General features: G+C 69.0%; 8 protein-coding genes. 3 read left to right on the top strand and 5 right to left on the bottom strand.

The window, feature by feature from the left end; genetic code table 11:
- Positions 1-16: 16 nt before the first annotated feature.
- Positions 17-3,436: an indolepyruvate ferredoxin oxidoreductase family protein gene (locus AB6A65_RS10555; protein WP_371038345.1), complete on the bottom strand. Its 3,420-nt coding sequence runs from the start codon at positions 3,434-3,436 to the stop codon at positions 17-19.
- Positions 3,437-3,619: 183 nt separating this feature from the next.
- Here AB6A65_RS10555 and AB6A65_RS10550 point away from each other — a divergent pair, with 183 nt between their 5' ends.
- The gene (locus tag AB6A65_RS10550) at positions 3,620-4,525 is read left to right on the top strand and encodes a LysR family transcriptional regulator (protein WP_371038344.1); all 906 of its coding nucleotides are present in this window, start codon (positions 3,620-3,622) and stop codon (positions 4,523-4,525) included.
- A 254-nt stretch (positions 4,526-4,779) separates the two neighbouring features.
- Here the strand turns inward: AB6A65_RS10550 and AB6A65_RS10545 are convergent, their stop codons facing one another.
- Positions 4,780-4,956 carry a hypothetical protein gene (locus AB6A65_RS10545; RefSeq protein WP_371038343.1) on the bottom strand — a complete coding sequence of 59 codons (177 nt, stop codon included), beginning with the start codon at positions 4,954-4,956 and terminating at the stop codon, positions 4,780-4,782.
- 166 nt (positions 4,957-5,122) lie between these two features.
- Positions 5,123-5,383 carry a hypothetical protein gene (locus tag AB6A65_RS10540; protein WP_371038342.1) on the bottom strand — a complete coding sequence of 87 codons (261 nt, stop codon included), beginning with the start codon at positions 5,381-5,383 and terminating at the stop codon, positions 5,123-5,125.
- A gap of 120 nt (positions 5,384-5,503) precedes the next feature.
- Here AB6A65_RS10540 and purL point away from each other — a divergent pair, with 120 nt between their 5' ends.
- Positions 5,504-7,663, top strand: coding sequence for a phosphoribosylformylglycinamidine synthase subunit PurL (gene purL, locus AB6A65_RS10535; RefSeq protein ID WP_371038341.1), 2,160 nt, complete (start codon positions 5,504-5,506; stop codon positions 7,661-7,663).
- Between the two features lie 87 nt (positions 7,664-7,750).
- Here purL and AB6A65_RS10530 read toward each other — a convergent pair whose 3' ends face one another.
- Entirely contained in the window at positions 7,751-8,629 is an 879-nt protein-coding gene (locus tag AB6A65_RS10530) for an NAD(P)-dependent oxidoreductase (RefSeq protein WP_371038340.1), read from the bottom strand.
- 91 nt (positions 8,630-8,720) lie between these two features.
- Between AB6A65_RS10530 and AB6A65_RS10525 the strand changes: the two genes are divergently transcribed.
- Positions 8,721-11,195 (top strand): penicillin acylase family protein, encoded by a 2,475-nt coding sequence (locus AB6A65_RS10525; RefSeq protein WP_371038339.1) that lies wholly within the window; start codon positions 8,721-8,723, stop codon positions 11,193-11,195.
- On the opposite strand, the gene AB6A65_RS10520 is transcribed toward AB6A65_RS10525, so the two are convergent.
- Positions 11,190-12,119, bottom strand: a complete 930-nt coding sequence (locus tag AB6A65_RS10520; protein ID WP_371038338.1) for a DMT family transporter — start codon at positions 12,117-12,119, stop codon at positions 11,190-11,192. The genes AB6A65_RS10525 and AB6A65_RS10520 overlap by 6 nt on opposite strands.
- Positions 12,120-12,126 lie beyond the last annotated feature (7 nt).

The following is a 12,126-nucleotide window of genomic DNA, read 5'->3' as shown; positions in this document are numbered from 1 at the left end:
CGGGGTGACGGCCGCGCTACTCGGCCGCCTGCCGGAGGGGCGCGCCGCCCGCGCGGAAGGCGGCGAGAAGCGCCTCGCGACGCTTCGCGGCCGCCGCCTCGTTGGCCTGCTTCACCGGCCCGAAGCCGCGGATCGAAAGCGGAAGCCGGGCGAGGTCCACGGCGATCTCCCGGGTGGCGTCGTCCACCTTGGGCAGAACCTCCGCCATGTCGCGTTCGTACTGACGCAGGAGCGCACGCTCCATCCGTCGCTCGGCCGTGTAGCCGAAGGGATCGAGCGGCGTGCCGCGCAGCACGCGCATGCGCCGCAGCGCGCGAAGCGGCCAGACCATCCACTCCCCGAAGGCGCGCTTCTTCGGCCGCCCGTTTGCGTCCTTGCCGGGAAGAAGCGGCGGGGCGAGATGGAAGGTCATGCGGAAATCGCCGTCGAATTCCGCCTCGGCCTTCTCGCGCGAGGACAGAAGCAGCCGCGCCACCTCGTATTCGTCCTTGTAGGACAGGAGCTTGTGATACCCCTCGGCCACCGCGGCCCGAAGCTCGGCATCCTCGATGCTGTCCACCAGCCGCCGGTAGCGCCGGGCGAGCCGCGGTCCTGCGTAGTCGCGCAGGTGCCGCTCACGGTAGTCGGCCTTGTCCTCGGCCGATGCGGGCAGGTCCACCACCTTGGGGGCGAGAAGCCGCGCCGCCTCTTCCGGCGCCGCCGCAGCCCAGCGACCCACCTCGAAGGCGCGAAGATTGGCCGTCACCGCCGCGCCGTTGAGGCGGATCGCTTCTGCGATCGCCTCGGCCGAGACGGGGATGAGGCCGCGCTGCCAGGCCGCGCCGAACACCATCATGTTCGAGAAGATCGAATCACCCATCACCGCGCGCGCCAGTTCCGATGCGTCGAGCAGGAGAAGATCGTCCTTCAGACGGCGCTCAAGCGCGAGCGCGAGCCGCCCGCTGGGCAGTTGGAACTCGGGGTCGCGGGTAAAGGCGCCGGTCATGATCTCGTGGCTGTTGACCACGGCGCCGGTGCGCCCCGTCGCCGTCAGGCCAAGCGTCTTGGCGCCCGCGCTCACCACCAGATCGCCGCCGATCAGCGCATCGGCCTCGCCGGTCGCCACGCGGATCGCGGTGATGTCCTCGGGCCGTTCGGCGATGCGGCAGTGGATGTGCACCGCGCCGCCCTTCTGCGCGAGGCCCGCCATCTCCATCATCGCCGCGCCCTTGCCGTCGATCTGCGCGGCCTGCGCGAGCACCGCGCCCACGGTCACGACCCCGGTGCCCCCCACCCCGGTGATGATCAGGTTGTGCGTGCCGCGGATTGCCGGCAGCGCCGGGTCCGGCAGCTCGGGCAGCTCGAGCTCGGCAGTAGCCTGCTTGCGCGGCGTCGCGCCCTCCAGCGTCACGAAGGACGGGCAGAAGCCCTTGAGACAGGAGAAATCCTTGTTGCAGGCCGACTGGTCGATCTCGCGCTTGCGGCCGAGCGCCGTCTCCTTGGGAACGATGGCCACGCAGTTCGACTGCACTCCGCAATCGCCGCAGCCCTCGCAGACGTCCGGGTTGATGAAGACCCGTCTGTCCGGGTCCGGAAAGGCGCCCTTCTTGCGGCGGCGGCGCTTCTCGGCGGCGCAGGTCTGGATGTAGAGGATCGCGGAAACCCCCGGAACTTCGCGCAATTCCGTCTGCACCGTATCGAGGTCGGCGCGCGGATGCCGCGTCGCGGTTTTCGGGAACCCGGCCCAATCGGGTTCTTCCTTCTCGTCGAAGACGACCGCGATCCGGCCCACGCCCATCGCTTCGAGCTCTCGGGCGATCCGGTCGGGGGCGAGGCCGCCCTCGTTCGTCTGCCCGCCCGTCATCGCCACCGCGTCGTTGTAGAGGATCTTGAAGGTGATGTTGGTGCCCGCCGCGAGTGCCGCGCGGATCGCCTGGACGCCGGAGTGATTGTAGGTGCCGTCGCCCAGGTTCTGGAACACGTGCGGCGTCTTCGAGAAGGGCGCCTCTCCGATCCAGTTCGCGCCCTCCCCGCCCATGTGGGTGAAGCCGAGCGTGTTCCGGTCCATCCACTGCACCATGTAGTGGCAGCCGATGCCCGCATAGGCGCGGCTGCCCTCGGGCACGCGGGTGGAGGTGTTGTGCGGGCAGCCCGCGCAGTACCAGGGCTGGCGCGTCGCGATCTCCTCGGCGTTGTCGGCGCGCCGCGCCTCGGCGAGCGTGGCGAGCCCCGCGCGGATCGCGTCGGTGCCGCGCCCCTCCTCGACGAGGATCTCGCCCAGCTTCTGGGCGATCCCGACGGGGTCGAGCGCGCCGCGGGTCGGGAAAAGCTCCTCTCGGTGCATGGAGCCCGCGCCGCCCTTGTACCAGCCATAGACACGGCGGCCCCGGCGGTCGTCGAAGATCGCCTCCTTGATCTGCACCTCGATGAGCTTGCGCTTCTCCTCCACGACGACGATGAGGTCCAGCCCCTCGGCCCAGTCGTGAAAGCCCTGCATGTCGAGCGGAAATGTCTGGCCCACCTTGTAGGTGGTGATGCCCAACCGCTCGGCTTCGGCCGCGTCGATGCCGAGAAGCGACAGCGCATGGCAGAGGTCGAGCCAGTTCTTGCCCGCCGCGACGAAGCCGATCTTCGCGCCGGGCTTGCCCCAGACGCGCCGGTCGATGCTGTTGGCGCGGGCGAAGGCTTCGGCGGCGAAGCGTTTGAAGTCGATCATCCGCGCTTCCTGCGCGTGCGGGGTGTCCTGAAGCCGGATGTTGAGCCCGCCCTCGGGCAGGTCGAACTCGGGCCGGACGAGCTGCATCCGGTCGGGCCGGCCATCGACCACCGCCGTGGCCTCGATCGTGTCCTTCATCGTCTTGAGCCCGACCCAGACACCGGCGAAGCGCGACAGCGCCCAGCCGTAGATGCCGTAATCCAGGATCTCCTGCACGCCGGCCGGGCTCACCACGGGCATGTAGGCGTCCACCAGCGCCCACTCGGACTGGTGAAGCACCGTGGAGCTTTCGCCGGTGTGGTCGTCGCCCATCGCCATCAGCACGCCGCCATTGGGCGATGTTCCGGCCATGTTGGCGTGGCGCATCACGTCGCCCGAGCGGTCGACACCCGGCCCCTTGCCGTACCAGAGCCCGAAGACGCCGTCGTATTTCCCCTCGCCGCGCAGTTCCGCCTGCTGGCTCCCCCAGAGCGCGGTGGCGGCGAGATCCTCGTTCAGACCGGGCTGGAAGAGGACATCCGCATCGGCGAGCGGCTTCGCGGCCCGGGCCATCTGCATGTCCACGGCGCCAAGCGGGGAGCCCCTGTAGCCGGTGACATAGCCTGCGGTGTTCAGTCCCGCCGCGCGATCGCGCGCCTTCTGCATCAGCATCAAGCGCACGAGCGCCTGGGTGCCGTTCAGCAGAACGGGCGATTTCGACAGGTCGAACCGGTCGTCCAGGGAAACCTTCTGAATGCTCATCTGGCATCCTCCTGACGCAAGGTACCTAGTATTTACCGTTCGGGATAATAGGTCATAACACATGACCCGTATAGCCCATTCGGATCGCGTTTCGTCACGGAAAAGAGACCTGGATGCGACAAGGTCCGCATGATTGTCGGGGACGGGCTTGAGCGGGGGCGCAAGTTGAGGAACGATACGATCATGGATTGGGACAAGTTGCGGATCTTTCACGCGGTCGCGGCCGCGGGAAGTCTCACCCACGCGGGCGAGGTGCTGGGCCTGTCGCAATCCGCGGTAAGCCGTCAGATCCGCGCGCTCGAGGAAAGCCTGAACGCGACGCTTTTCCACCGCCATGCGCGGGGTCTCATCCTGACCGAACAGGGCGAGCTTCTCTTCGACGCGACATCGGCCATGTCGAAGCGGCTCGACGCCGCCTCGGCCCGCATCCGCGACAGCGAGGAAGAGGTCTTCGGCGAATTGCGGGTCACCACCACGACGGGGTTCGGCTCGCTATGGCTCAGCCGACGCCTGCACCGCCTCTACGAGAAATATCCCGACCTCAAGATCGACCTGATGCTCGAGGAGCGCGTGCTCGACCTGCCCATGCGAGAGGCCGACGTGGCCATCCGCATGAAGGAACCCTCGCAGGCCGACCTGATCCGCAAGCGCCTGATGGGCGTGCGGATGCGCCTTTACGCCTCGCCCGCCTATCTCGAGGCTGCCGGGCGTCCCGAGACGCTCGACGATATCGCCAGCCACCGGCTGATCTGCCAGAGTCCGAGCTCGGTCCAGGTCAGCGCGGGGGCGACGCTCGTGCAGCACCTGATGACCTACAACGTCCGCTCCACGCTGACCGTGAACAACTATTTCGGCGTGCTGCAGGGCGTGCTCAGCAATCTCGGGATCGGCGTCCTGCCGGACTACCTGATGCACGACTTCCCGGATCTCGTCAGGGTACTCGATACCGTGGAAAGCAACGAGGTGCCGGTCTTTCTCGCCTATCCGGAGGAATTGCGCCAGTCGCGCCGCATCGCCGCCTTCCGCGACTTCGTCCAGTCGGAGATCGCCGCCTACCGGCGCCAGCGCCGGGCCGAAGCGGCGGAGTGAGCGCAACCGTGTTGAGGCATGCTGGCAACGCATGGCGGCATTGTCGTCCCGGCACCGGCTTAGTGCTTGATCGACTCGAAACCGCTCACTAATTCGGCAAGTGAAGGCGATGGCGCCAAGGGCCTCATCATCTTCACCTCCCTGTTGGACTATGGCCGAGACTTGGTCTCGGCCATTTTTTTTTGCCCGCGCCGTAAAACGCAAACGGCCGCACCCTGTCTGGGATGCGGCCGGTTCGTTCGGCAAGGCGGAGGTCAGGAGGGGTCCACGAGCCTGCGGCGCATGCGCTCTTCGATGCCGTCCCGCGAGAGAGAGGATTTCGGGCGCCCGCCGTCGAGGCGCTGCTTTTCGGTCACCCGTGCGGAGATGTAGGCGAACGCGAGCACGAAGCCGAGCGTCCCGAGGCAGAGAATGATTGGAAGGCTGTCCATGACGTGATCCTTTCCTGTTGCGCTGTTGTGGTAAAGATACGCGCCGGTCACAGGCGCGGATCACGCGACAAGTCCCAAAAAACCAGTTTTTTCAATGGCATACCAAAGAATACCGCGCAAAAGTCGCGTTACGTCAACCATTTGCGTGCTGCGCTGCGGCAGGCTGTCACGCCACGAGAAGAATGACGCCAATCCAGAAGATCGCGAGTCCCAGAAGGCCGAACTGCGCCGAAAAGAGGCTGAGAAGAAAGAGCAGGCCCAGCACGCCGCCCACGGCACCGGCCTGTCTTGCGGGCGGCAGCGCCTCGAGGCGGGCAATCACGCTCTGCACGTCCTCGCCGGGCCAGAACGGCGCCATGAGCGCGGCGGCGACGTCGCGCGCGCGCCGCGCGAGCGGGACCAGCAGTGTCAGCCGCGGGGTGCTCATCGCGGTGGCGTCCTCCCGGGAACCCGCATACCACGGTGTGGCGCGCCACGGCAACGCCCCTTCCCCCGGGCGCGGCCATGTCCTAAGACGTGCGCCGACTGGCGAAAACTGGGAAGACGCATGCAGGAACCGGCCATCACGCCCGAAATCGTCGAAGCCCACGGGCTGAAGCCCGCGGAATACGCCAACATCCTGCGCCTGCTGAACCGGGAGCCGACCTTCACCGAGCTCGGCATCTTCTCGGCCATGTGGAACGAGCACTGCTCCTACAAGTCGTCGAAGAAATGGCTGCGCACGCTGCCCACCGAGGGGCCGCAGGTGATCTGCGGGCCGGGCGAGAACGCGGGCGTGGTGGACATCGGCGACGGGCAGGCCGTCGTCTTCAAGATGGAAAGCCACAATCACCCCTCCTACATCGAGCCCTACCAGGGCGCGGCCACCGGGGTGGGCGGAATCCTGCGCGACGTCTTCACCATGGGCGCGCGGCCCATCGCGGCGATGAACGCGCTCTCCTTCGGCCGGCCCGATCACCCGCGCACCCGCGCCCTCGTCCACGGGGTGGTCGAGGGGATCGGCGGTTACGGCAACGCCTTCGGCGTGCCCACGGTGGGCGGGGAGGTCCGCTTCCACCCGGCCTATGACGGCAACTGCCTCGTCAACGCCTTCGCCGCCGGGCTCGCCGACGCCGACCGTATCTTCTATTCCGCCGCCTCGGGCGTGGGGCGCCCGGTGGTCTATCTGGGCGCCAAGACGGGCCGCGACGGGGTGGGCGGCGCCACCATGGCCTCGGCGGAGTTCGACGAGACGCTGGAGGAAAAGCGCCCCACCGTGCAGGTGGGCGATCCCTTCACCGAGAAGCGGCTGATGGAGGCCTGTCTCGAACTCATGGTCACGGGCGCGGTCGTCTCCATCCAGGACATGGGCGCCGCGGGGCTCACATGCTCGGCGGTGGAGATGGGCGACAAGGGCGGCCTCGGCATCCGGCTCGACCTCGACGCCGTGCCCTGCCGCGAGGCGGCCATGACCGCCTACGAGATGATGCTCTCGGAAAGCCAGGAGCGGATGCTCATGGTGCTCGACCCCGCGCGGGAGGCCGAGGCCAAGGCTGTCTTCGACAAGTGGGATCTCGATTTCGCGATCGTCGGCGAAACGATCCCGGAGGATCGTTTCCTCGTCATTCACAATGGCGCGGTGAAGGCCGACCTGCCCCTGCGTGCGCTCTCGGGCGAGGCGCCGGAATACGACCGCGCCTGGGAGCCCGCGCCCGACCCCGAGCCCCTGGGCGAGGTGCCGCAGGTGGACGCGATCGACGCGCTCCGCGCGCTCATCGCCAGCCCCAACTACTGCTCGCGGGAATGGGTCTGGCGGCAATACGACCACATGGTGATGGCCGACACGGTGGTGGGCCCCGGCCACGGCGCGGCCATCGTGCGGGTGCACGGCACGGGGAAGGCGCTGGCCTTCACCTGTGACGTGACGCCCCGCTATGTCGAGGCGAACCCGGTCGAGGGCGGCAAGCAGGCGGTGGCCGAGGCGTTCCGAAACCTCGTCGCCAAGGGCGCGCGGCCGCTCGCCGCGACCGACAACCTGAATTTCGGCAATCCCGAGAAGCCCGGGATCATGGGCCAGTTCGTCGGCGCGATCGAAGGGATCGGCGCGGCCTGCCGGGCGCTCGACATGCCGATCGTGTCGGGCAACGTGTCGCTTTACAACGAGACGGACGGCCAGCCGATCCTGCCCACGCCCACGATCGGCGGCGTGGGGCTGATCGAGCATCTCGACGAGGCCATCACCGGAACCGTGCGGGACGGGCACGTGGCGCTGCTGGTGGGCGAAACGGCCGGGCATCTCGGGCGCTCCGCGCTGCTTTGGGAGGTGTTCAACCGCACCGACGGCGACGCCCCGCATGTCGACCTTCTCGCCGAACGGCGGAACGGCGATTTCATCCTCGAAAACCGCGCGTTCATTCGCGCCTGCACCGACCTGTCCGACGGCGGTCTTGCGCTTGCGGCCTTCGAGATGGCCGAGGCGGCGGGCGTGGGCGTGGTCCTCGACGACAGCGACATGCCCGCCCTCTTCGGCGAGGACCAGGCGCGCTATCTCGTCGCCTGCAACTTCGACCAGGCCGAGGCGCTGATGATCGCGGCGGGAAGGGCGGGCGTGCCGGTCCGCGCCGTTGGGCGCTTCACCGGCGACGCGGTACGGATGGGCGGCGCCGAAGCGCCGCTCGCCGAGCTCTCCGCGCTCTACCGTGGCCGTTTCGCGGAGCTTTTCGCCTGAGCGGGACGCGGGGGCATCCGCGAGGATGTCCCGTCCCGACAGCATGACCGGCAAGCACAGGACCCTGGATCGGGGGTCCTGCGCCGGTTAGCGGCTGTCGAGCGCGCGAAGCCTCCGCACCAGCGAGGACGTGTCCCAGCGCCCGCCACCCAGCGCCTGCACGTCCTTGTAGAACTGGTCCACCAGCGCCGTCACGGGCAACGCCGCGCCGATCTCGTCGCCCGTGTCGAGGCAGATCCCGAGGTCCTTGCGCATCCAGTCCACCGCGAAGCCGAAATCGAACCGGTCGGCGAGCATCGTCTCCGCCCGGTTCGCCATCTGCCACGACCCGGCGGCCCCCTGGCTGATGACCTCGAACACCTTCTCGCCGTCGAGGCCGGCCTTTTCCGCGAAGTTCACCGCCTCGGACAGCGCCTGGACGAGACCGGCGATTGCGATCTGGTTGCACATCTTGGTCATCTGGCCTGCCCCCGGGCCGCCGATGCGCCGGCAGAGCTTCGCGTAGGTCGCGATGACGGGCTCGGCGCGGGCATAGACGTCCTCCTCGCCACCGCACATCATCGACAGCTGCCCGTTCTCGGCGCCCGCCTGGCCGCCCGAGATCGGCGCGTCGACGAAATCGAGGCCCGCCTCCCGCGCGGCGGCATGCAATTCGCGCGTCACCTGGGCCGAGACGGTGGTGTGATCCACGAAGACCGCGCCTGCCTCCATGCCGGCAAAGGCGCCCTCCTCCCCCAGGCAGACCGCGCGCAGATCGTCGTCGTTGCCGACGCACGCCATCACGAATTCCGCACCCGCCGCCGCCGCGGCCGGCGTCGCGGCCCGGTCGCCGCCATGTTGCGCGACCCAGGCTTCCGCCTTGGAGGCCGTGCGGTTGTAGACCGTGACGGAATGCCCCGCGGCCGCGAGATGCCCTGCCATGGGGTATCCCATGACGCCCAGTCCGAGAAATGCGATCTTCGCCATGCGGCCTCCCCTCGCGTCTGTCTTGCCTTTCGGCCCGTCCCCGGTTTCTCTCGCGCCCGGGAATGGAAGACAAGGGCGCAAGGAGGTCGCGATGACGCGTCTCGTCGGTTGGCTGCTCAGGATCGCGGGCGGACTCGTCCTGCTCGTCGTCCTGGCGGTGACCATCGTCTATTATCTCGCGTCGCGCTCGCTGCCCGACTACGGCAAGACCGTGACCGTGGCCGGCCTGTCCGCGCCCGTGGAGATCGTCCGCGACACGGCCAACGTGCCGCACATCTTCGGCCAGGCCGACGCCGATGTCTTCTTCGGGCTGGGCTACGCCCATGCCCAGGACCGGCTCTGGCAGATGATCACCATGCGCCGCACGGTACAGGGCCGGCTTTCGGAAGTGTTCGGTCGGCGCACACTCGAGATCGATACGCTTCTGCGCCGTCTCGGCCTCTATCGCCGCGCGCAAAGCTCCGTGGGCGTTCAGGACGCCCGCACCCTCGCCGCGCTCGAGGCCTACGCGGCGGGCGTCAACGCCCGGCTCGAGGAGATCAATCGCGGCAGCCTGGGGCGCGGCGCGCCGGAGCTGTTCATCTTCAACCAGCCGATCGCGCCATGGCAGCCGGCGGATTCGATCGCCATGGTGAAGCTCATGGCGCTACAGCTGTCCGGGCATATCAACGAGGAGGTGCTGCGCGCGCGGGTCTCCCTCGCGCTCGAGGACCGGGCCGGACGGATCGCGGACATCCTGCCCGACGTTCCGGGCCAGGGGGTCGCCGCCCTGCCCGACTACGCGAGCCTCGTGCCCGGGCTGCCGCGCTACGCCGAGGCGCCCCGCGGCGCGCCGCGCGACCCGCTCTCGCCGGTGCCGGCGAGAGGCTTCGCCGGGGCCTCGAATGCCTGGGCCGCGGCGCCCTCGCGCTCGGCGGCGGGCGGCACGCTTCTGGCCAACGACCCGCATCTCGGCTTCTCCGCGCCGACGACCTGGTATCTCGCGCGGCTCGAGCTGTCCTCCGGCGGGGTGATCGGGGCCACGATACCCGGTATTCCCGCGGTGCTTTCGGGACGAAGCGCACAGCTCGGCTGGGGGCTCACCTCCGCCTATCTCGACGACCAGGACATCCTGCTCGAGGAGCTCAGCCCCGCCGACGCCTCGGAATACCGCACCCCCGATGGCTGGGAACCCTTCGAGACGCGCCGCGCCATCGTGGAGGTCGCGGGCGAGGCGCCGGTCACCATAACGCTGCGCAACAGCGCGAACGGCCCCGTCCTTCCCGGCACGCAATACGACCTCGGCACCGTGACGCCGCCCGGTCACGTGGCCGCGCTGTCCTGGACGGCGCTGGAGCCGGAGGACACGACGATGCGCGCGGCCATCGCGCTCATGTATGCCAGCTCCGTCGAGGAGGCGCTCGGGGCGGTCGAATACTATGTCGCGCCCGCGCAGAACCTCACGCTCGTCGATTCCGAGACCATCGCGCTCAAGATGATCGGCGCGATGCCCCGGCGGGACGACGCGCACCAGAGCCGCGGGCGGCTTCCGGTCTTCGGCTACCTTCCGGAGAACCGCTGGCAGGGCCGTTTCCCGGTGACCGCGAACCCCGAGTTCCTCGCGCCCCGCGGCGGCATCGTCGGCAACACCAACAACAAGCTGCTGGAGCGGCCGTTCCCGCTTCACGTCTCCTATGCCTGGGGCGATACGCAGCGGGTGTTCCGCTGGCAAAGGCTGATGCAGAACCGCGAGGTGCACACCCGCGACAGCTTCATCGAGGCGCAACTCGACACCGTCAGCTTCACCGCGCGCTCCCTTCTGCCGCTCATCGGGCGCGATCTGTGGTTCACCGGCGAGGCCGCACCCGAAGGAACGCCCGAGCGGCTGCGCCAGCGCGCGCTCCTGCTGCTGGCGGAGTGGAACGGCGAGATGAACGAACATCTGCCCGAGCCGCTGATCTACGCGGCCTGGCTTCGTGCGCTGCAGGACCGGCTCATCCGGGACGATCTCGGCCCCCTCGCCGACACGTTCAGCCATGTCGAGCCGCTCTTCATCGAGCGGGTCTACCGCGACGTCGACGGGGCGAGCGCGTGGTGCGACATCCGCCAGTCCACCGCGACGGAAAGCTGTACCGACATCGCGCGCCTCGCCCTCGACGACGCGCTGGTCCGGATCGCGGAGCGTTACGGCTCGCAACTCGAGTCGCTGCGATGGGGCGACGCGCACCAGGCCACGCATGATCACGCCGCGCTGGGGGAGGTGCCGGTGCTGCGCTACTTCGTGAACATCCGCCAATCCACCAGCGGCGGCGACAATACGCTGATGCGGGGCCTCACCTCCGGCGAGGACCCGGACCCGTTTCTCAACGTGCACGGCGCGGGCTACCGGGGTGTCTACGATTTCGCGGATCCGGACAGTTCGGTCTTCGTGACCGCGACCGGCCAGTCCGGGCACTTCCTGTCGCGGCACTACGACGATCTGGGGCAACTCTGGCGACGGGGCGAATACGTCAACATGTCGCTCGACCCCGACCTCGCGCGGGCGGGCGCCGTCGGCGTGACCGTGCTGCGGCCGAGCGACTCATAGGCCGAACAGGCGCTTCCGGCCGGTCAGGCCGGGCTCGCCGGGCCGCACCGCCGGCGCGATCAGGATCGCCGAGAGCACCAGCGCCGCCGCCGCCATCTCCCGCGCGCCGAGCGCCTCGCCGAAGGCCAGCGCACCGACGGCCAGCATGGTGGGCAGCTCGACGCTTCCGGCCGCCGCCGCCCGGCCCGGCCCGACCAGCGGCACGGCCGATACGTAAAGCAGTTGCGGAACGAGCGCCGTGGCAAGGCCCAGCCCCGCGACCATCAGCCAGGCGGACGCGCCCACGGGCACGAAGGTCGCGACGGGCGCGGCGACCACGAGCGGCATCATGCCCAGCACCGATCCCAGCGTCGCGCACACCATCCGCTCGGGCGCGGTGAGACCGTTCATGAAGGACGAGATGATCACGATCCCCAACCCGAAGGTGAGCGGCGCGGCCAGCGCCTTGAGCACGGCAAGCGGCGTCGCGCCACCAAGCCCCCCGCCTTCGGTCAGCAAGAGCGCGCCGCCGAGGATCATCGCGCCCGAGAGCCACCCGCGCCAACCCACCCAGGCGCCGGCCAGCAGCCATCCCAGAAGAAGCGCGAAGAGCGGGTAGCTCATGTAGATCACGCCCGCCGAAGCCACCGGCAGCGTCCGGAGCGCATCGAGATAGCCCAGCCAGCCGAGGCTCATGAGCATGCCGGTCCCCACCATGATCGCCGCCGGCTTCCGCTTTGCCCGCGTGCGCGGCAGGAAGGGCAGCATGATCGCGGTGGACAGCGCATAGCGATAGAAGGCGATCGAGGCGTCCGCCATGCCGGCCGCCTGTAGCTCGCGCGCGAAAAGCGGCACGAGACCGAAACAGACCGATGCGATCGCGATTGCCGCAGTGGCCGCGGCGGGGCTGGCAAAGCGGGGGGTGGAAAGCGTGGCGTGTGACATGCCACCC

It is taken from the genome of Rhodosalinus sp. FB01, assembly GCF_041365715.1.
Classification (GTDB): domain Bacteria; phylum Pseudomonadota; class Alphaproteobacteria; order Rhodobacterales; family Rhodobacteraceae; genus Rhodosalinus.
The sequence above is the reverse complement of the archived record's forward strand: the minus strand, read 5'-3'. Positions and strand labels throughout refer to the sequence as shown.